This is a genomic window from Temperatibacter marinus, from assembly GCF_031598375.1.
Taxonomy (GTDB): domain Bacteria; phylum Pseudomonadota; class Alphaproteobacteria; order Sphingomonadales; family Kordiimonadaceae; genus Temperatibacter; species Temperatibacter marinus.
In genome coordinates this window covers 1,247,588-1,269,659 of the sequence record NZ_CP123872.1, presented here as the reverse complement: position 1 = coordinate 1,269,659, position 22,072 = coordinate 1,247,588, and the positions used below count along the sequence as shown (strand labels likewise).

Genomic DNA, 22,072 nt, shown 5'->3' with positions numbered 1-22,072 from the left:
CTTAGGGTATCTCATTCACCTGAAACTGTTTCCAGCGACGTTCCAAGACAAATATGACAACCAGATAAATCCCAACAATTGTAAATGGAATAAGCGTATATGTCTCATTTGGGAAAAGGAACCAAATCAACAGCAAGGCAACTGTTCTTCCAACAGCATGTAAAATTCCTATAGGATGTTTGATTGTCCAGGACAAAGGCAACCACATCAATCCTGTTAAAATACCTAAGGAAAACGGAATAGATTGCGGATCTTGAAGGCCAAAGGGAATAGCAATAGAAAAAACAAGAAATGACATCATAACTGTCATCATAAATAGAGTATCAAATTCATTCTTTGGTTTCGATTTATCAAGAAAATCCTCTCCAGTTAGCTTCGATAAAAACATCCCGAGATAGGCAATAGAACCGACACATATATACGTCATCAACACAAGCTGATAGCCTTCTAAAAATAAGCTAGCCATACCGACAGCAAACCACATTATTGTCCCTGCTAGGGGCATGGCTAAGAACCGTCTTCTCTTATACTCGTCGCGCTGTACTTCGAGACTTCTTTCTTGCATGTATTTACTCCGACCCGATTTCCTATATTTGAGAGTATCTTCATACTTTCAATTAAAGGTTTTGAGAAGCTTCATATTAATCTAGAAAAAGATTAGACCCGGTAAAGAAAAAGGGAAGAGGATTACTCCTCTTCCCACCGTTGATTCATTAGCAGCTGGTCCACAATATTTGCTAATAAATCGGAGGTTCTTATCTCTGCACTCGGCCAGTACTATCCCCAGCCATTAAACATTCTACTTCCGAAGCTGTCACTCGATTTAAGTCTCCTGGTATTGAATGCTTCAAACAACTGGCAGCTGTAGCAAAATCCAAAGCTTGTTGTGCGGTTTTATAATGAGTTAAACCATATATCAATCCGGAAGCGAAACTATCCCCGCCTCCCACTCGGTCTATGATGTTTTTAATTTTGTATATATCAGCTACAACTTTACTATCTCGGTCCCATAGACAGGCTGACCACCGATGATAATTAGCACTCATTGACTGCCGAAGAGTGATGGATAATTTGCTGACACTGTCAAATTTTTTGAGGAATTCATCCGCGAGATCATGAAAATGATCAAGCTGTGCGATATCTTCTTCTGCGGGAATGTCGCTATCAATACCCAGGCATTTTTGACAATCTTCTCGGCCTGCAATCACAAGATCTGCTTGTTCCACAAGGGCCGGCATGACGTCCTTGGGCCCTTTACCATAGGTCCATAGCTTACCCCGGTAATTTAAGTCTAAAGACGTCGTCACACCGCGTGCTTTTGCGGCCTTCATAGCTTCTAAAGACATATCAGCGGCTGATTGACTAATCGCTGGCGTAATACCTGATGTATGAAACCAAGTGGCCCCTTTAAAGATCTCTTCCCAATCGAAATCACTTGGCTGGGCCATCGCGAGAGACGAATATGCCCGATCATAAACCACACGACTTGGCCTCTGAGCAGCCCCAGCTTCAAGATAATATGTCCCTAGGCGTTCGCCTTGTTTCTTGATAAACCGAGTATCAACTCCGAATCGACGCAACTCTTGAATGGCTGCGATGCCAAGTTCATTATCTGGAACAGCTGTCACATGAGACGCATCCATTTCGTAATTACAAAGCGCGACAGCCACATTAGACTCTGCACCGCCAAAAGTAGCTTCTAAGGCTTGCGTCTGAAAAAACCGCTCATAGCCCGGCGTTTTCAACCTGAGTAGCATTTCTCCAAATGTTATGACTTTATGCCGCATATGACTGCCCCTTTGCTCGAATTGAAGAGACCTGAGCCACCGCTTTTTCACCAAGTTTTTGAATTTCTTCAAAATCAGCCTTTTGAATCAGGCCTTTGGCTGCAATCCATGATCCCCCACATACACTCACATTACCACAAGAAAGATAGGACTCTAAATTTTCAGGAGAGATCCCACCAGTTGGCATAAATTGTATGGCACCATAAGGCCCAGCGAGCGCTTTTAACATTGCAACACCCCCCGCTGCTTCTGCGGGGAAAAATTTCAACATAGGAAGATCGTAGCCTAAAAGACGTTCAATATCTGAAGGTGTACAAACGCCTGGAATCACAGGAATTTTCATATCTCTACAATAAGTAAGAACAGGAATATTCACACCCGGAGTCACGATAAATGTTGCCCCTGCATCCACAGCTTCTTGAACTTGCTGGACAGACGAAATCGTTCCAGCTCCGATGAGAAAACTAGGGTACTGATCTGCAATATTTTTAATGGCCTCTAATGCAGCGTCCGTTCTGAAAGTAATTTCTATCACAGGCAGTCCCGCATTTATTAAGGCTTCTGCCACGGGGACTGCCTGGTGACTGTCCTCAATCTCGACGACAGGCACCACAGCCATTTTTTTAAGTTTATCGTAAATCATATCAAGCCTAATGCACTTATGACATTAACAATCCACCATTAACATCCAAGTTAATGCCATTCAGGAAGGAAGACTCGTCTGAAGCAAGATACGCAACAACATCACCCACTTCTTTTGGATTACCTTCACGCTTTAGGGGGGTCGCGCCTTGCAAGAATTTGCGCACTTCATCTTTTGAGAAAGTATCATGGAAGGTGGTGCTAATGACGCCTGGGCAAAGTGCGTTGACGCGAATGCCTTTTGGACCAAATTCCTTTGCATAGGAACGTGTAAGGGTCATCACAGCCCCTTTAGATGTGGCATAAACAGACGCACCAGGTCCCCCGCCATCACGGCCAGCTTGAGACGCAAAATTAACTATAGAAGCCCCAGAAGACATATGAGGCACCACTGCCTTTGTCACAAGGAATGTACTTGTAAGATTAAGTTTCATCACAAATTCAAAGAAATCAAGATCCATCTCGCCGATTGTCTTTCGAGCAACTAGGCCGCCAGCGACATTGACAAGTACATCAATTGAATTCCCATAAGCCTTGGTCGTTTGAGCAACAAGATTTGCAACATCTTCTTCTTTGGTCATATCACCGTAGACAAGTATTGCTTCACCGCCTGCATCTTTAATTTCTTGAACAGTGGCTTGGCACTCTTCCTCACTATCGAAATAGTTTACTACAACTTTTGCGCCTTCAGCAGCAAGCTTTAGAGAAACTTGTTTACCGATATCACGGCCACCACCAGTGACGATTGCTACTTTATTTTCTAGTTTCATGTTCTGAATCCTTCAGTTGAAGATAATTTTATGTTTTAGGTTTTAAAGGTTGAATTCGACCACACAGAAGCCAGACTGAAGCCACTGTCAGAATGGCAAGGGCCGCTCCAACAACAAATGCAGGAGCATAGCTATTCACTGTGATAATAGGGATTAGGAAGTTCAGACCTACAACAGCAAGTTTCGCTGCTGTGCCTGCAAATCCTGCAAGCGAAGCGACAGATTTACCACTGTAAAAATCGCTCGGTAGTGTCTGAATATTACCAACCACTGTCTGAAAACCAAATAATATGGCGGCCATTAAAAGAACCGCTATAATGGGCGATGACGCTTTTACTGTCATCAAGAGTGAGACCAGCATGATTAAGCCGCCAAGCCCAATCACAAATTTTCTTGTTTTATTCACAGTCCAGCCCGCTTTGATACGGTTCTGTGCCAGCAATCCACCAAACCAAGCCCCAAACATAGCGCCCACGTATGGGATCCAAGCATAGACTGCAATTTCAGCAACACCGAAACCATATGTTTCAGAAAGGTATAGCGGTAACCAGCCCACAAAAAGCCACCAGATGGGATCAAGGAAGAAAGAGGCAAGAATGACCCCCCAACTCTCTTTGCGGGATAATATCTCTTTAGAAGTGGGCGCGTAATCAGCTTCAGAATTTGTTTCCGTATTCTTCTGACCGGTTAATATATATTCACGCTCTTCATCACCAAGCCATGGATGGCTATCGGGTCCGGATTTATATAAGATGAGCCAAGGAACAAGCCATAAAAAGCCTAATAGGCCAATCACAACAAATGTTGCCTGCCAACTGCCTAAAAAGACAAAAAGATAGCCAATAATCAAAGGAGAGACGATGCCGCCTATCGCTGCACCAGAGTTAAAAATTCCCTGTGCTAATGCGCGCTCCTTAATGGGGAACCATTCTGCATTTGCCTTCGTTGCACCCGGCCAGTTTCCTGCCTCAGACACCCCGAGAATAGCTCGAAAAATAGCAAAAGTTGTTAAAGAGGTTGCGACGGCATGCAGCATTGTCGCTGCAGACCAGACAACAATCGAAAGTATAAAGCCAGTCCTAGTCCCAATCCAATCAAAGATTTTCCCAAAAAGGGTCTGTCCAAAAGCATATGAGAATGTAAAGACATTCAAAATTATTGCATAATCTGTTTTCGTCAGGCCCAAATCTTTGGATATTTCAGGCCAGAGAAATCCAAGCGCCCCTCTATCAATATAGTTAATAATGGTCGCGAGCGCCACTAGCGATACGATATACCATCTCAGTCCGTTAATCTTCATTATAAAGGCCCTCCCCTCTCAAAAAGTCTTCTCTAACGGGAGAAAAGACATCGACCAATGTCCCTTCTTCAAGGCAAACAGCCCCGTGATCTTCATGCGGCGGTATGAAAAAACTGTCTCCTGCAGCTAAAATCTTTTCCTCGCCGTCTATGGTCACAGCAAATCTACCACTCTCAACGTATGTCACTTGTGAGTGGAAGTGATTATGCATCGCACCGATACCATCTTTGTCAAAATAAGCGCGGACTAACATAATGTCCTTATTGTAGCCGTGTATCTGTCGAAACACGCCCTTCGCCACTTGCTCTTTTGGCAAGGACTCGGACAGTAGAAATTTTTCACTAACAGAAGTATCCATAATCTTTTCACTCCACCGTCTGCAGGCTATAAAATCCCTGCCAACTAATTTCTTTATCACCAAGCTTTATCTGATGAGTTTTTTGCTTGTCCTGATCATAAGAGAGTGTCAAAATCCAGCGCTTGCCAAAGACAGTTGTAAAAGTTATCGCCTGATACGAACCACGCTTGTGAAGCTTCAAACTTTTAATCTGACTATGACTGCCTAGTGTATATTCAACAGCAGGGTTATAATCCCCATGTGGCTCTAAAAGACTGACAAATATTGTTTTTTCACCCTTTGGAATCCGGTGGATAATCGCTTGTTCACGCCGCAAATTAAAGTTCGGGTCATGTGCCCCAAGCTCAGTGAATAAAAACTGAGATTGCTCTTCACTGACTGTATTTAATGTGTAAAAGCGATTATCTGTTAACCATGTAAATCGTGCAAGCTTGCCTTCTTTAGGCGTTCCAACTGCCTTTAACCATAAATGTTCATACCCATTTTTATCCCCTAAGGCTCTCATGCCTGAGGTTGCAGATTTCAAGACAACTGACTGATCCATTAATTGGCCATTATAATGAACAGGAAGGTCATAGAGGTGAGGCTGAGTTGCATCAACTTTCAACACATCAAGCGTCACTGGAAATTCTAATTCAGGATCCTTAATCAAGGCTATCGTACGTGTCATGGCAACGCCCTCGTAGGCACCTCTCATAACTGCAGAAGAAAGTTGGATTGTTTCAGTCTCATCAAAGGCGAGCTGTTCTGGACTTTTCTTTTGACCGTCTTTCCATTTCCCATGAAAATGGCTGGTTTCATCCACGACCAGTGTGTTGTGCGCAATGGTCTGCTTTGCCCAACTTTTATTTTCAGGCAAATAGCGGCCTCCATTTTTGGCTTCCACATTTAAGAACCGCGCAGCGCCATAGTCCGTAATAATCTCCTGACCATTATCATAAAAAATCCAAGAGAGTTTATCGAAATGACCGTGTCCCATTCCTTGAGATGTGTTTTTCAATACAAGTGCCTGATGTCCTGGCTTATCTGAAGAGCGTAGGATCACAAGCGCGCCTTCATCCCCTTCAGCGCCGTCGCTCAGTTTCATTGTTTTAAATTGAAAAGGCACTATTTTTCCGGCGTCACGGGCCAAGGCTATTTTTGCTCCGCCTCCGGTCAAGGCAACTCTTTTCTGGCGAGCAGAGATATCAAGAAGTTGATTATCACCACTCATACCATAAGCAATAGCTAGGCCGCTCACCAACTCCATGGTATCAAGGCCTTTGCTTTTGATGGCATCATTAATTGGAAAGAAAAGATCATTATAGCTCAATTGAACAGTGGTATAGATGGCTTTCATAACGATTGAATTGCGATATTCAAAAATCTTACGCTCAGGTTGGTTGGTTTCAATTGCCTGTGCAAACAAGACAAAGGGCATGAGGGCATACCGCTGATAATAGGGCCCCTCAGCATAGTACCCTTCCGGCGAAAACAACAATGAAAGCTGTTTCAAAAACCCTGATTTTCCAGATTTATCCAACCCCAGAAGCGCTTTTTCAACATAGTCATCTTCCCCAATAACATAGCCGGTCATTCCAACGGCCGCTGCTGCCCAAGTGCCATGGTTATGGATTTTATCAAATGTTTTTGGTTGCCCAACAGAGAGAAAGTCTGCCATAGGACGCAAGACGTTAAGTTCGATATTTTGACGTGTTCTATGGTCAAGAGCTTTATAAATAGCATCATACCCTTGGATTGCCATTACAAGCCATACACTCTCATTCAAGCTCTGCCAAAACAGACGCCCTGGGGCTTGGTTTTTCTTCTTAGGATGCTCACCTAAAGAAGGATATAGCGCCGCATATTTTAAAAATAAGTTGGCTGCAAAGTCAGCATATTTTTGCTTTCCACTCACCTGATAAAGAACGCCAGCATTCATAATCAGGCGGCCGTTTTTCTTATGCTGCTCATGCGTATATCCTCCACCAGCATCCTTAGGCACAGGTACTGCGAGAGGGCGCTGCATTTCAGCGTCTAACTCACGTTGAACACGGTCAACATTGGTTCTAAAGAGAGGAGATTTTCCGTAACCCTCTTGCATCAACTTCACATCTGATGAAGTCAGAATTAAGGAAGGATGATCTTTGCCAATTGCCCCAAAAGAAACCAGAAAAATCAAGAAAAGTATGGGCGTTATAACTCTCTTCATCTTACTGACTTTCCTCGTTATCTTTTATCACAGCTGTGTTTTTCTTTAGGCTGTATAATTCTGAAACCGTAGGACCAGAAGTTCGTTGAAACTTGTTGCCCACAATCTGAGTGACGGGCTCTCCCACGGTGTGTTCGACACGGATGACCTGACTGTCTTTGAAGACAGTATTTGCAATCCGCGACACTTGCACACCGTGGAGGAAGATCGATGCATTAAGACCATTCTTTTTGCCTCGACCAACCTTGCCCAGGAGGGAAGTTCTGAGTGAGAAATGAGGACCAAAGGTACTTTCATCTGTCCCACCCCGATAAAACGAGATGAGTGGCCCCTGAATATTAGTAAAACGAGAGCCGCTAATGTCTACATATTCAGCGTTATAACGGCCGTAATCATCTCGTTCTTGATCTAACTTTAGGATAGTGCCTGACACCGTATCCACATAAGTATTTTCTATAGATATTTGATCAGCCATTGTACCAGGCGCAACTTTCAAAAGATCAAAAGATCTATTTTTGTCGAGATTTACGAAGTGGCTGTTTTTAATTATCAAATGATAATTTTGAAGCATGGAATATTTGCTCGTCCGAATAACAGCATTGCCGACACTGTCAGGAGCATCCTCTCCAGAGATTAAGAGGCCATATAATTTAAGAGAACCCCCATCTGCAATTTCAAATAGAGCTGTGCGTTCAAACAAAATTTTAACTTTTGACTCTTCAGGATTTTCCACAGGCACTTTAGAACGAATTGTTAGCGGCTTAGAAAGAGCAATGAGCTTTGTTGCCGTATAAGTACCCGGATTCAGATAGAGAATATCCCCTGCTTTAGCACTCTGTACAGCGTCATAAAGGGTGTCTTCACCTGGGTGGACGTCGTAGGTTTTTCCTGTATCAAAAGGCGATGTTTCTGATGGCTTTGAATACCATGTAACACCTGTAGCATCCTTATGTGTCACTTTTAAGGACGACGAAACACCCTTGCTTGTCTCTTTTGGATAGAGCAACCCATTGCTGGCGCGTTTTAAAGTTAAGTTGACAGACTTGAATCCTTCACCAATTTCATTCGGCGTCCCTTTTTTTATTAGATTACTTTCAAAATCAATGCCCGAAATATCATCATAGACCGTAAAGCTATTCCGCTTATCTTCATTATAGATAAGATTGTCTTGAAACTTAGACCCCACAGGCACCGCTGAACGCTCTTTATCGCTGCCGGCTGCCAGCTGAATATGATCGCTATTCACCAATGTGTTATTTTCAATAATGGTATTTTTCACTTGGTGGTAGCGATTGATCGGTGAGTTGGGTACACCGTTCATAACGACGAGTGCCCCGCCAAAACGATAGCCCTTAAGCCCCTCCATATAGTTATTACGCACAATATGATCCGCATTAATAACGCGAAGACCGCCCGTGTGATCTTTACCGTTTCCAAGGAATATATTGCCCTCAAGAAGATTACCATTGCCATGGCGCAATGTTAATGTGCCGCGGGCTTCAAAAAATGTATTATTTCGGATGATATTCTTACCAGCCTTTACGGAGATAATCTCGAGCTCCCCGTTTGTACGATCGAAATAGTTATTCTCTACAACTGTGAAGGAATTAGATAAAGAGTAATGACTGGTCCCGATCCTCAGTGTTTCACCGCCATTAGAGCCTAAGATTGGCCGTGGCCCAAAATAATTATGATCAATACGGTGGTGATTTTCTTGACTTGCTGCACTATTAAGACGCACTGCCATCGTCACCCCTTTATTACGCTTTCCAATCAAATGATTATGGTCAAAGCGATTATTTTTCCCATACATCATCACCCAAAAATCCGTTTCATAACGTTCTGGGTTATTATAAGAATCGATGACTACTTCGCTCACGCGGCTATTATTTGCCAATCGATCTTTATTGATCCGATACTCAATCACAGAGGAGCGTGGTGTATATCCATCTTTGAAGACAAGGCCTGAAATGTGAAGATATTCCCCAGCGAAGCGCAAGGAACTTTGACCAACAAGAATGACCCCCCCTTTTGTTTCAGCGGTGAGGACAATTGGCTTATCTTTTGTTCCCTTGGCCTCAAGGCGAATATCAAAATCTTTCCATATGCCATCTCTTAGACGAATGACATCCCCAGCTTTTACGGATTTTGACACCTTATTATATTCTTTTTTCGAAGTAACTAAATAGTCTTTCGAATAAGCCGAAGGCGAAAGTACAGTGATCATCACGATTATGAAGGATATATATTTTAGGAGGTTCATCATCGAAATCATACCTGCTCTTACTAATGTGGACTAGGAAAATGGGCTGGCACGGATTTCATACCAGCCCCAATCTTGTGTTACTCAATACTTAGATCTATCTCTTAGAATTTGGCGCGAAGACCAACATAGATTCTAGGGCCGTAAACATTCACCTCAGAGAAATTCTCTGGGATCGGGTTCGACTGAATCTTTGGCTTATCGAAGAGGTTCACTGCTTCAACAGACAATCTAACATTGTCTCTAATGTTATAAGAAGCACGCGCCTCGACAACACCAGTGCCCGCAACGTAACGGAGATTACCCGGTGTGTTAATGTACTGCTGGAAATATTCACTACGATATTTATAAACAGCTTGGAAATCAAAGTCACCGATATTGTAATAAAGCTGGCCGGCAAACACATGCTTTGATAGTCCAGGAACATTTGCAGGAGCAGTAATACCAACACGCTGAACGACTGATCCGTCGCTTCTGATAATATCAGCAGCACCAAAGTTCGCATCTTCAAACTCAAAGTTAGAGTCTGCATAGTTATAACTTAGCTTAACGCCCAGACCTGAAAGAGCACCTGGAAGGTAACTGAAACTATGAGCTGCAGTAACTTCAAACCCTGTAATCTCACTCTTCTCATCGTCCAAAGCTTGCGTTGTTACAATCGCCGTTAGATCTTGGCCGTCAATGTTAAATGTCTCTAACTGACCAACATTTTTGAACCCACCATTGAAGCGTTTGTGATAAATACCACCAGCAAGGATCGTATCCTCATTTGGGTACCACTCAAGAGCAATATCAAAGTTCAAAGACATCAGAGGATCAAGTTGCGGGTTACCATAACCAGAAACCTGAGCAACAACATCAGCAACTTCTGTTGAACCATTGTCGTTATCAATGCTTGAGCTGAATGAACGACCAACGCCAAGGTCTGAAGGATCAGGACGTGACATTGCTTGGAAGACCCCAAAGCGCATCAATACATCATCTCTCAAATCAAGAACAAGATTTGCGCTTGGGAGGAAGCGTGTATATTTATGAGTATCCGTTATTGATACTAGCGCACTGTTATCTACGCCGAGACCTGTGATGATATTATCGTCATCACGATCAAGAACGATAGAACCACGGTAACCAGAAGAGTTCACTTCAGTCTGAACGACACGCACGCCAAAGTTACCGCGAGCAGGAATATCCCCAAAGTTGGTTTGGAAATTCGCCTGCAAATAAGCCGCCATAGATTTCTCTTCTACGTCTGTAATTTGCAGAGGATTATTCCCTGTTCCCATGACATCACGATCAAGGAAAACATCATCGGCATCAGGAATACTTGGATCACGACCAAGAATAGCTGTTGCAAGACACATTGGATCAAATGCAACATAGCCATTACCTGTGCCACTTGCAATTTCATTACCGTCAGCATCAACGTTTGTGATGATCGGGCCATCACTCACAGAAGACAAGAAACCTGATTCTGGGAAACCATTATAAATACAAGCAGCACTCGCAGCATAGCTATCGCCTACAGCAAGAGGATTGCCATCTGTCTCACGACGTACACGTGGAAGCGCGTCATATTTCAATTCAGAAAAACGAACACCACCATAGACACTTGTAATGAAGGTATCACCAAGCTCATATTCAAAATCAGCTCTTAGACCTTCAATGCTGTTATTTCTGAACTGATTAAGGTCTTCCCGTGTTCTTGGTCCAACGATAAAGCTGTTCGGGTCTGTCACGTCAAAGTCACGGAAGATGAAGCGGTGCACGTCATTTTCAACAATCACACCTGTGTAGACATCTTCTGAACCCGTATCACTATCTGTATTTGAACGCAGACGAGTTTGGATAATATTCTCACGACGCTCAGTTTTTGTATAAGAGTAATCAAGAGATACGTTCAACTGATCGTTGACTTGATAAGCAATACTAAGGCCACCCCCAATATATTCTTCCAAACGCTCAGCATACTGTGCTGAAATTTCAGCTCCATCATATGTTGTAAATCCAATAGGCGCGCCAAGAGATGTTACATTTAGAGGAACGACCTCGCCTGTCTCTCCAACGTTTAAGATAGAGTTACCATCAATAGTGAGGTCATGGCGACGCTCTGAAAAATTACGGTCAGAATATTGGAAATCCACATTGATATCCCAACGATCATCTGGTCGCCACTGAAGGGCAGCAAAAACAGATTTACGATCATCGTCAGTGATGTTTTGACGGAAGTGACGCTGACTAGATGTGAAAAGAAACGGTGTACCTGCATCTGGTGCCACACCTGTTTCTGGATCAACCTCAAGCACAAGATCACCGCCCCCTGAATCACAATTCTGATCACGATCACCAAGGCTATCTACACCAAAATTATCACTGTCAGGATCCCCTGAAACAACATTACGACAATCGCGGAAACCACTAGATGTTCGTGCTTCTTGCTCTGGGTTTGTGCTTGTATTTTTTTGGAAACCAAGTGAAATACCAACATCACCCAAACCGTTTAATTCAAACTGATCAACATAACTCAAAGTCAAACGATGACCGAAATCACGTGACCGTAAGTCTTCGTCAATATTGAAATTATCTGGATTATAATTAAGCTTATAGTCAGCCTGTATACGGCGCTTACCGTATTCAAGCGGCTTCAAAGTATCCAATTGGATCTGGCCAGAAACACCGCCTTCAATCAACCGCGCTTCCATACTTTTGTAGATGGCAAGCTTGCTGAAAAGTTCAGATGGAAATTGGCTAAAGTTAACAGATCTGTCACCAGAACCGTTCGCCGCTTCACGACCATTAATTATGGTTGAACCAAGATACGGCCCTAAACCACGAATAGAAATCTCTGTTGCGCCGCCTTGCTCACGGTGTGAAGCAGCACTGGTTAGTGTTTCAAGCGCTTCACCAATTGAAAGGGCTGGAATATCACCGATATCTTTAGAGCTGAGCGCTTCAACGATTGATGTTGAATTTCTTTTTACATCAATAGAAGAGCGAATAGTTGCCCGTGTACCGGTTACTTCAATTTCTTCAACTTGCTCTTTGTCATCGTCTTGAGCCAAAGCTGAAAGTGATAGGACCGGCATGGCAACGCCAGCCATTAAAATTGTTTTAAGGGATCTCCCCTTGAAAGCTTGTCCATGCGCAAACTTATTTTTTGTAGAAAGCATAACTTCCCTCCCTGTGTTCCTAACCGAATTTGAATTGGACTTCCCTCCTAATCATTTCGGCTTATCAGGACTAACCAATATAACAATAATAGTCAACCATAATGTTGACCAATGACTTACTTTATTTGCTATATTGGTATACCAATTTGGTATTGTGTATATATTACAGTTATTTACGTGTTTTTGTTTTTTAAAAAAAATGGCCAAACCAGAAGATATTCTCCAGTTTGGCCAATTTTTTTACCGATTTTCAGCTCTTTAACCAAGGTTTCTGGCAATGGTAAAGCGCTCTCTACTGGCAGACACTTGCTCTTTAATTTTCTCAACGGCCTCTTGCTCAGTCGCAACAAGCATGGCGTCTAATAATCGATTAAAATGCTGGCGCATCGCCGCCCGAGCCTTCATCGGGTCCCGTTCTCTCAAAGCCTGAAGAATGTGTTCATGCTCTGATTCACGGTAAGCCGTATCTTCCTCGCATACCCGTTTATAAACAGACTGAGTTGCACGCCCTTTGGCACGTAACTTCCACAGTAATTCAACCATATGAATCACAGCTGGGTTTTTAGAGGCACGTGCAATCGTCATGTGAAATTCACGATCTGCCTCATCTCCTGATAGTCCATTATGTGGCTGTTCCTCTGACATTGCGAAGATAGAGGCCTCTAATTTATTAAGATCTTCTTCGGATATGATAGGAGCAGCCAGTGCAGCAGCCTCTCCTTCAAAAAGAGTTCGCGCTTCTGTAAGCTCGAAGGGACTGACCTCTGGTAAATATTCTGCCTGTCCCTTGCCATTTTGCTCTATAACATAGGCCCCTGATCCCGTCCGGACTTCAATATATCCTCTGGTTTCGAGAGCAATCTCAGCTTCACGAATGATCACACGACTCACCCCAAATTGCTCCGCAAGTTCCCGCTCCCCTGGCAAGCGACTACCTGGCGTTAATTTACGCTCCTCAATCAAGGACAAAATTGCATCAGCAATTTTTTGATATAATCGTTTTTCTGTCATACTTACTCCCCAATTGGTAAACCACTTCAATAAGCGATATACCAAATTGGTTTACCACGCAAGAAGAATTTTTCCAGAGATCAATATTCCTATGTGAGTGGCCAAACGAGTAAAATCATGGGGATCGCCACACAGGTTATAATGACTTCTAAGGGTAAGCCCACGCGCCAGTAATCTCCAAATTCATACCCCCCAGGCCCCATGACAAGGGCATTATTCTTATGCCCAATGGGTGTAAGGAATGCACAGGATGAAGAAACGGCTACAGCCATCAGAAAAGTATCAGGATTGACATCCAGTGCTGTTGCTAAAGCGACTCCGATGGGCGCCATCATCACAGCTGTCGCCACATTATTCATAATATCAGACAATGTCATCGTAATAATAAAGAGCAGCAGCAAAACAATGACGGGAGAATACCCCTCAGAGACGCTTAATATAAAGTCTGTAATCAATGTTGTAGAACCGGTTGTTTCAAGGGCCCCTCCGATGGGAATCATCGCCCCCACAAGCACAAGGACAGGCCAGTCAATAGAATCGTATACATCCCTTAGAGGCACAATGGATGTCGCCACCATACCAAAGGCAGCAATGGCCAAACAAATGGTGAGGCCAAAAGTTCCTGTTGCTGTTAGTATCAAAGCAAAAGCCAACAGACCTATAGCAAGCCAAGCATGACTTCTTTTACCAATCTGAATATCACGCGATTCCAAAGGTAATAGCTTAAACTTGGCCAGGGCATCGGGCATACAGTCATCTCCTTGCAAAAGCAAAATATCGCCCGCTTGGAAAATCACTTTATGCAAGCGTTTTCTGATGGTTTTCCCTTGTCGAGAGACTCCGAGAAGATTGAGACCATAGCGTGATTTAAGGCGAATATCGCCGCTTTCACGTCCGATTAAACGGCTATCTGATGAAATGACTGCCTCCATCATCATGGCATCGCTCACACTAAATATGCCTTTTCCTTCTTCGTCCTGACCTTTCAATTCTAGTGAATTTTTGTTGGTAAACCCATCCAAATCCTTTGGTGTTGCCACGACGATCAAACAATCTTTTTCCTTGATCAAAGTGGCAGATTTTCTGAGACCTAAAGGTTGATGATTGCGCACAAAGTCTACCACAATGACATCTTGTTCTTTTGCCAACCTTGAAAACTCTGAAAGCTTCATCCCGATGACTGCAGAGTCTCCTTTGACGACAACCTCACTGGTATAATTATCAATATCAAAAAGTTCATCCGTCACTGCATTAGACTGCCTTTCCTTTGGAAGAAGGCGCCAGCCAATAAGAGCTAGGTATATCACACCAACAAGGGCAATCACCCCGCCTACAGGGGCAAAGTCAAACATAGAAAAAGGTTCACCCAAGGCATCTTGACGATAGCTTCCAATGACAATGTTAGGCGGCGTGCCAATCAAAGTAATCAATCCCCCAAGGATCGATCCAAAGGAAAGCGGCATGAGCAAAAGGGCTGGCGATCTCTTTGCGTTTTTTGCACTCTCGATTGTGGCTGGCATCAGCAGGGCTAAGGCTGCTACATTATTCATGATAGCAGATAACAGTGCCGCGAACCCGGACATACAGCCAATTTGAAGCGCCAGACTTTTTACAGGGGGCACTACGATGTGGGCAATGCGGTCAATTGCCCCAGAAACCGCAATTCCACGACTGATAATAAGCACGGACGCAACTGTAATCACAGCAGGATGAGAGAAACCACTGAAGGCTATTTCTGATGAGACTAATCCCGCAAAAACCGAGGCTAGCAAAGCGCCGAAGGCAATAAAATCATAGCGCCACCGCCCCCATACAAATAACAGAAATACACATCCTAATATTAGAAAAAAGATTATTTGGTCGGTTGTCATTGGCCCAGCTTTCTCTTGGTTATAGTCAACGATATCATAGATCTAACCGATCCTGCAGTGATATTCTGCTCTGAGCTTTTTCCTTGATTTTATCAAGAATCTTATGCGGCCTATACCCACCCCTGTCGATCAGCTTCTTTCGTTGCAACAATAAAAATATGTAAGAAATCTAAAATGCCTCCCACTAACCCAACTATAATGCGAAAGGATAAGAAATGCACGATAAGCAACCTAATAAAGCGACAGTAAAACAAAATATACTTTGGGCCGTCATGATCCTCGGTCTGACTTTCTTATTTCGAGAAAGCTACATGAGAGAAGCCTTTTTTATAACCCTAATAGGCTTATGGACATTCAGCCATGTCTCCCACCAAAAGGCCTGCCAAAGAAACATTAGCGATATTCAAGTAAAAGGGAAGTGCCCATGATACGGTCTTTGAAGAGAATACTCCTGACCTTCCTCATTGGTATGCACATAACCCCTATAGCTGCCGCACAAGAAAAGCCCCCTCACTTTACGGGCGATTGGAGAGGAGAGCTAACGGTTGGATCTCAAAAAATCCCTATTCTCTTTCATATCTCACCCGGTACAGGCGACACACTCAAAGCCACAATGGATAGCCCTCGGCAAGGTGTAACTGACCTCCCCGTATCTGACCTTTCTATCCAAGGTGCGAGACTAAAAATGACAATTACAGTGGCCAGCGCCTATTTTGAAGGGCACTTAATCGAAGGAATGCTCTCTGGTCACTGGGTGCAGGCTGGCCAAAAATTTCCCTTGATCCTCGAAAGATATACTAAGGATCCGGCGCCCGCACCTCAGGCAGGTCCTTTGCCGTTGCCCTATGATGAGACAGAAGTATTCTTTAAAAATACAACCACCTCCAATCGCCTTGCTGGCACTCTCTCAATCCCGAAGATATCGGCATTGAAAAAAGCAGTGGTCCTCATCACAGGCTCTGGCCCTCAAGACCGGGATCAATCTTTTATGGGCCATAAAACCTTCAAAGTTCTCGCAGACCATCTTGCAAGAAATGGGATTATCGTCCTCAGAGTTGACGACAGAGGCGTAGGGAAATCTGAAGGAGAATTCTACAAAGCGACGAGTCTTGATTTCGCCTCTGATACATCAGCGGCTGTAGCTTTCTTAAAGGAAAAATCGGATTTACCTATCCAGTCTATTGGCTTAATAGGGCACAGCGAAGGCGGTTTAATTGCCCCCCTTGTCGCTAATTCAAATGAGGATGTATCCTTTGTGGTCATGCTTGCAGGCCCTGGACTTAAGGGCGATGAAATTGCAGTTGAACAAGTTAGACGCTTCCTCCGCTATAGCGGTGTCTCTGAAAAGTCTGCGGACAAAGGTAGTCGTATGACTGCTGCGCTTAATCATACAGTACTCACCCATGACGACCGTGCTACCTTGTCTGACGCTCTCAAAAAGAGCTATCAATCAACATGGGCTTCTTTTAATTCAGACACTCAAAAGACCCTCACGAGGCTAGGGGGCGGCAGCCTTTCTGCGGGACGCCTGCAACAACTTATGTTGCCTTGGACAAAATATTTTCTTGGTTATGATCCTCAGGAAACCCTCAATAAATTAACCATTCCAGTTCTGGCTTTGCACGGCTCTAAAGATACACAAATGCGATCAAGTGAAAATTTAAAGGCGATCAAACTCGCCCTGTCAAAAAACGTTCATAGCATGAGTGTGATCAAAGAAATTGAAGGTGTTAATCACCTGTTTCAAACGGCAGATACTGGATTGATGAATGAATATGCCTCCATCAAAGAAACGATGGCGCCGCGCGTTCTAGAACTGATTGTACAATGGATCAACCAGACTCCCTAGACCCCATAATCAAAAAGAGAGGTCAATCATTCTCACCCTCTCTTTTTGGCTTTTTGGGCGCTTTGGTCTCAGTCTCAGGGATCTTTTCAAGCGGCATGTCCCTTGACTTAGCCCGATTTTGTATTTCTATGATGGCCTCGTGATTATAGAGGATAGCTTTTTTGCTGCCTTGATCATAAACCGCAACATATTGATTAACAGCCCCTAGCAAAATAAATGTCTGCTTTTCTGATCCATCGAGTGTGATCTCTACTTCATTGCTGCTTTCACCGCGTAAGATTTCGTCTGCCTTATGAAGCGCAAATTTATAAATCAGCAGATTGAAAACAATGAGAAAAACAAAATAGCCGAAAATAATCGAAATCCCTTTTTTAGGGACCCACAGAAGGCTTTTGATCACTCTTTGCCCAATTGTGTCCGACTCTTTAGTCAACATGCCCTTCATTGTTTTTGCTTGCCATCTGATGGCCATATCTGAGATGAGTTGAAATACCACAACGGCAAAAAAGACGCCGACGATCAGAGGTTCTCTAACTCCAGCCAATAAAACATCCTCAATGGTTACAAAGGCCAGGATTGCTATATCAAATTTAATACTATAGAAAGTTTGGAGGTAAAGTAGTCCCGTCAAAGTGATCAACGCATAGGAAATCATAATAGCGAGCCCCGCATGATCTCTGCAACTTTTGGCTAACTCGGACGCTAAGGAAAAACTTTCTAATTCAGAATATTTTCTATCTAATTCACTCATGATACCCCTCCCCTTCTTCAAGATACAGAGAGTGTACACAGACTATCACCCTATTCCAATAACAAAGCCTTAAGACACAAAAAGCAAAAGGCAAAACTATAGGTACGCGGTAAAAATCAAGTTATTCAACATGATGTTTCGAATACGATAGATTTTTTGGTTCTTCTTGGCTGATCAAAAACAGTCATGCTGCACGGTTAGACCTAAGACAGTGCACAAATCATTTTAGCAATACTTATACGGTGACACTTTATGACACAGCCGCCCTAATCTATAGAGTATACATAGCTTTCAGACCGTCCTTACAGGCATCAGGGGTTGGTTTTTTCTTCGATAGAAGCGACTTTAGTTAATAGGCAGGCATAGAATTTAATCAGCCAAAGGCTGACTTTAAATTTCAGTTTTGTTGAGAAGGTCATTGGTCTTCTGCCGCACTTTTCAATTGGCAGACCGTTTTAAATTTTGACATCAAAATTTACTAAATTACACTAAAGCCCTGATGTCTGGGGCCATTGACGCCTATCTATCATAAATATATTTAGAATACAAATGATTACTACTCAAAATTAAAATGAATAGAATGTGACACAATTTCCATAGGACCATTTTCAAAAAAGTTGGGCCCCGTATGGGGGCAATTATGAAAGCATACTCTAATAAGCAGGCCAGCAGGTCTGGTTATTCTCGCAGTAGATATTGGGAGAACTCTGGACAGTCGAAAATCTAAGAGCACCCTTTAATCAGAAAGCCTTGCCAAAGGCGCGCCGACATAAGGGGCAGAACCGCCTTAATTGGACCCTGAACGCCTTAAAGGGCGGCCTGCCAAATTGCCAGTCATATGTCCCTCAAAGATTGCATAAATGCCATTCACTAAAACATGCTGCATCCCTTGGCTGAAGAGTTTGGGATTTTCATAGGTTGCCAAGTCTCGATATTGTTCCGGATTAAAAATCACAAGATCTGCCTTATACCCCTCCCGGATATACCCCCTTGCCTTCAACCCTAAAAAATCCGCAGCCAAGCCTGAAAAGCTCCGAATTAAAAATTCTGGTGTCAGTAAGGATTGTTCTCTGAAGAAAAGACGATACTTCATAGGAAACGCTCCATAAGCCCTTGGATGTGTTTTTTCTTGATCTGGCCGCGGTGTTGCGCCGTCAGTGCATGTCATCATCCACGGCTCCATAGCAAGGCGCTGTGTATTATTGGCATCGTAGAGGTCCAAATTCATCACATAGGCTTCCCCTTTTCGCAAAATATGTTGCGCAGCATAAGCTGGGGAGATTTCTAGGTCAGCGGCGACTGCGGCTAGGGTTTTACCACTCAAACTTGGTCGCGGATCTGTGAATAAGATTTTTTCTGCACCCCCCCGAATTTGCAGCATCTCATTGGTTACTGAAAGTATTCTCGCAGACTGGCCTGCATTATCAAATCGAGCATTCATTGCCTCTTGTCCACCGGCTGCAGCCCAACTTGGAATAGTATAGGCACTAAGGCGACTTTGAGTTGCTGTATAAGGATGTTGAGCAGCCCATACATCAACCCCACGTTTTCTGGCTTCATTAATATACCCTGCCCCCACATCCCCTCTGCCGTAATTGTGCAGGCCCTGTAGGTTAAAGTGGCTAAAAATACCCCGTATGCCAGCAGATTCGATGATCTCTATACCCTCTCTCACAGACGCATCGTAACCAACACCTTTATAGACAGCACCTAAATCTCGATCATGAGTATCATAAAGAGCCCCTTCAAAAGCAGCAGCAGCTTTTGCCAGCGCAATCACTTCCTGCGTTCCGGCATAAGTTCCAGGGACATAAAAGAGCCCTGTTGAAAGGCCGAAAGCTCCTTCTTCCATACCGGCGTTTACCAGAGTGATCATCTGCTCAAGCTCTTTCTGATTAGGCTTGCGATTTTCCTTTCCCATCACAGTTTGACGTATAGAGCCATGCCCCACATAGGCCAGCGCATTGATCCCTAGACCTCGGTCCTCCCAACTTTTCATTCTTTCTGAAATTTTATGAGTGCCAAAGCCATCGACACCGACAACAGTGGTGGTAATCCCTTGATACAAAAAAGGCAGTGCTTTATGGCCGTAATCCGTCTCTAAATTGGCATGGCTATGCATATCAATAAAACCTGGGGCAATCCATTGCCCCCTAATATCAATGATTTTTTTTGCTGAAAAGGAGAGCTCTTGGGACTGACCGATAAAAACAATTGTATCCCCCTTAAGGCCTACATCTGCTTTTCGGGGTGCTTGTCCACTACCATCATACACTAATCCTCCCACAAAAAGTTGATCGAGATGAACAGCAGGGGCCTCGCTCTTCTGCGCTACAAAGGCTGAAGGTGAAAAGTTAGAAGCTAACAGAGCGCCCAATGAAAGTGAAAAAAATTTAGTGAGAAGATTCATAGGCTTGGCCTCCATATATCACGTTAAGTATCGTCTTAAAATATTGAGCAGAACATAGTATTCTAAAGAGTATATCATGGAGTCACTTGTTTGCGAACTCCTGTATCGAGAGGTCGACGTCGAAGGCAGTTCAAATAAAAAAGGACCAAGCAGAAGGAGTGCTTGGCCCTTGATATTCAGGAGAGTGTCTGACCTTAAAAGGTCGAACAATTTCGAGCTCTTCTCCTAAATTCTTATGTTCCGATATAGGCTGTTTTCACAGAGGTATAAAATTCAGCTGCATAACGCCCCTGTTCTCTTGACCCATAGCTTGACTGTTTTGTCCCTCCAAAAGGAACATGATAATCAACCCCAGCTGTGGGTAAATTGATCATTACCATCCCAGCTTCACACTCAGTCTTAAATTTCGTAGCGGATGAAAGAGAAGCTGTACAAATTCCAGCTGATAAACCAAAAGGCGTATCATTCGCGGTCGCAATCGCTTCCTCTAAATCAGCCACTCGAATAGTTGTTGCAATTGGACCGAAAATTTCCTCTTGATTAATCCGCGCTTTATTATCCGTTTCAATAAACAAAGAGGGAGACATATAATGCCCTGGAGTGGCCAGATCTAAGCAGCCTCCCCTTACATGTTCAGTAGCCCCTTCGTCTTGGCCGATGGCAATATATTTCATATTTTGATCCAACTGGCTTTGGCTTGCGACGGGACCTAATTGGGTCGTTTTATCAAGAGCATTCCCAACTTTCAGGGCTGTCAGTTTTTCTGTCAATGCATCAACAAATTGATCATGTATGGCATCCTCAATGATCAAGCGCGACGATGCTGTACAGCGCTGCCCTGTAGAAAAATAGGCGCCGTTCAACGCATACTCTACTGCTGTGGTTAAATTACTGTCCTTCAGAACAACTAAGGGGTTCTTGCCCCCCATTTCCAATTGAAACTTAGCGCCCCGAGACACACAAGCCTGTGCCACTCTTCCCCCTGTAGACTGCGACCCTGTAAATGTAATTCCAGCTACTTTTGGGGAATTAATAAAAGTTTGACCCACTGTAGTACCGGCTCCCATTACTAGGTTGAAAACCCCTTCTGGTAAACCGGACCTAGAAATAATCTCTGCTAGAGCCCAAGCGGAACCGGGTGTCAGTTCTGCCGGTTTAAAAACAACTGTATTTCCATAAGCAAGAGCCGGTGCAATCTTCCAAGCAGGAATAGCAATAGGGAAATTCCAAGGGGTAATAATACCCACAACACCAAGAGGGGATCGATTGACCTCTACACTGATATTCGGCCGAACTGAAGGGAGATGCTCGCCCTGCAGTCTCAAAGCTTCGCCGGCATAGAATTTAAAAATCTGCCCTGCCCGAATAACCTCCCCCGTCGCCTCAGCTATTGGTTTTCCTTCTTCCCTCGCCAAAAGAGAGCCAAGCTCTTCCTTTCGTGCAAGAATTTCGGATCCTATCATATCTAGACAGTTGAACCTTGTTTGAATAGATGACATTGACCAACTCTGAAAGGCATGGTGCGCACAGTCAATCGCCTCTTGCGTCTGCTTTTGATCCGCTCTCGCATAGTGACCGAGTGTGTCCCCTAAATCTGAGGGGTTAATGTTGGCTTGACTATCAATAGCTTCTATCCAGTCGCCATTGATATAATTATGATATTGTTTCATAGGATTTCCTTCTCTTATTCATAATGACTTTA

The 22,072-nt window shown here is 43.7% G+C and carries 15 protein-coding genes; 1 reads left to right on the top strand and 14 read right to left on the bottom strand.

What is annotated here, in order from left to right; genetic code table 11:
- Position 1: 1 nt before the first annotated feature.
- From QGN29_RS05725 to QGN29_RS05675, 11 genes are all read right to left on the bottom strand, one after another.
- The gene (locus QGN29_RS05725; protein ID WP_310799734.1) at positions 2-565 is read right to left on the bottom strand and encodes a DUF7010 family protein; all 564 of its coding nucleotides are present in this window, start codon (positions 563-565) and stop codon (positions 2-4) included.
- A gap of 190 nt (positions 566-755) precedes the next feature.
- Positions 756-1,787 (bottom strand): PfkB family carbohydrate kinase, encoded by a 1,032-nt coding sequence (locus QGN29_RS05720; RefSeq protein ID WP_310799733.1) that lies wholly within the window; start codon positions 1,785-1,787, stop codon positions 756-758.
- Positions 1,777-2,430 carry a bifunctional 4-hydroxy-2-oxoglutarate aldolase/2-dehydro-3-deoxy-phosphogluconate aldolase gene (eda, locus tag QGN29_RS05715; protein ID WP_310799732.1) on the bottom strand — a complete coding sequence of 218 codons (654 nt, stop codon included), beginning with the start codon at positions 2,428-2,430 and terminating at the stop codon, positions 1,777-1,779. Before eda ends, QGN29_RS05720 begins: the two co-directional genes overlap by 11 nt.
- Positions 2,431-2,446: 16 nt before the next feature.
- Positions 2,447-3,199 (bottom strand): SDR family NAD(P)-dependent oxidoreductase, encoded by a 753-nt coding sequence (locus QGN29_RS05710; RefSeq protein ID WP_310799731.1) that lies wholly within the window; start codon positions 3,197-3,199, stop codon positions 2,447-2,449.
- Between the two features lie 28 nt (positions 3,200-3,227).
- On the bottom strand, positions 3,228-4,499 hold the full coding sequence (locus QGN29_RS05705; RefSeq protein WP_310799730.1) for an MFS transporter: 1,272 nt from the start codon (positions 4,497-4,499) through the stop codon (positions 3,228-3,230).
- Complete coding sequence (locus QGN29_RS05700) at positions 4,489-4,857, bottom strand: cupin domain-containing protein (RefSeq protein WP_310799729.1); 369 nt, start codon at positions 4,855-4,857, stop codon at positions 4,489-4,491. Before QGN29_RS05700 ends, QGN29_RS05705 begins: the two co-directional genes overlap by 11 nt.
- A gap of 7 nt (positions 4,858-4,864) precedes the next feature.
- A complete protein-coding gene (locus tag QGN29_RS05695; protein WP_310799728.1) occupies positions 4,865-7,048 on the bottom strand; it encodes an alginate lyase family protein in 2,184 nt (727 codons plus the stop codon).
- A gap of 1 nt (position 7,049) precedes the next feature.
- Complete coding sequence (locus QGN29_RS05690) at positions 7,050-9,311, bottom strand: polysaccharide lyase 6 family protein (protein WP_375164684.1); 2,262 nt, start codon at positions 9,309-9,311, stop codon at positions 7,050-7,052.
- Positions 9,312-9,415: 104 nt separating this feature from the next.
- Entirely contained in the window at positions 9,416-12,478 is a 3,063-nt protein-coding gene (locus QGN29_RS05685; protein WP_310799727.1) for a TonB-dependent receptor, read from the bottom strand.
- 258 nt (positions 12,479-12,736) lie between these two features.
- Positions 12,737-13,489 (bottom strand): FadR/GntR family transcriptional regulator, encoded by a 753-nt coding sequence (locus tag QGN29_RS05680; RefSeq protein ID WP_310799726.1) that lies wholly within the window; start codon positions 13,487-13,489, stop codon positions 12,737-12,739.
- Positions 13,490-13,578: 89 nt separating this feature from the next.
- Complete coding sequence (locus QGN29_RS05675; RefSeq protein ID WP_310799725.1) at positions 13,579-15,360, bottom strand: SLC13 family permease; 1,782 nt, start codon at positions 15,358-15,360, stop codon at positions 13,579-13,581.
- Positions 15,361-15,784: 424 nt separating this feature from the next.
- Here QGN29_RS05675 and QGN29_RS05670 point away from each other — a divergent pair, with 424 nt between their 5' ends.
- Positions 15,785-17,209 (top strand): alpha/beta hydrolase family protein, encoded by a 1,425-nt coding sequence (locus QGN29_RS05670; protein ID WP_310799724.1) that lies wholly within the window; start codon positions 15,785-15,787, stop codon positions 17,207-17,209.
- Positions 17,210-17,231: 22 nt separating this feature from the next.
- Here QGN29_RS05670 and QGN29_RS05665 read toward each other — a convergent pair whose 3' ends face one another.
- From QGN29_RS05665 to QGN29_RS05655, 3 genes are all read right to left on the bottom strand, one after another.
- Positions 17,232-17,960 (bottom strand): hypothetical protein, encoded by a 729-nt coding sequence (locus QGN29_RS05665; RefSeq protein WP_310799723.1) that lies wholly within the window; start codon positions 17,958-17,960, stop codon positions 17,232-17,234.
- Between the two features lie 787 nt (positions 17,961-18,747).
- The gene (locus tag QGN29_RS05660) at positions 18,748-20,370 is read right to left on the bottom strand and encodes an N-acyl-D-amino-acid deacylase family protein (RefSeq protein WP_310799722.1); all 1,623 of its coding nucleotides are present in this window, start codon (positions 20,368-20,370) and stop codon (positions 18,748-18,750) included.
- A 233-nt stretch (positions 20,371-20,603) separates the two neighbouring features.
- Positions 20,604-22,040 (bottom strand): aldehyde dehydrogenase family protein, encoded by a 1,437-nt coding sequence (locus tag QGN29_RS05655; RefSeq protein WP_310799721.1) that lies wholly within the window; start codon positions 22,038-22,040, stop codon positions 20,604-20,606.
- Positions 22,041-22,072: the final 32 nt, after the last annotated feature.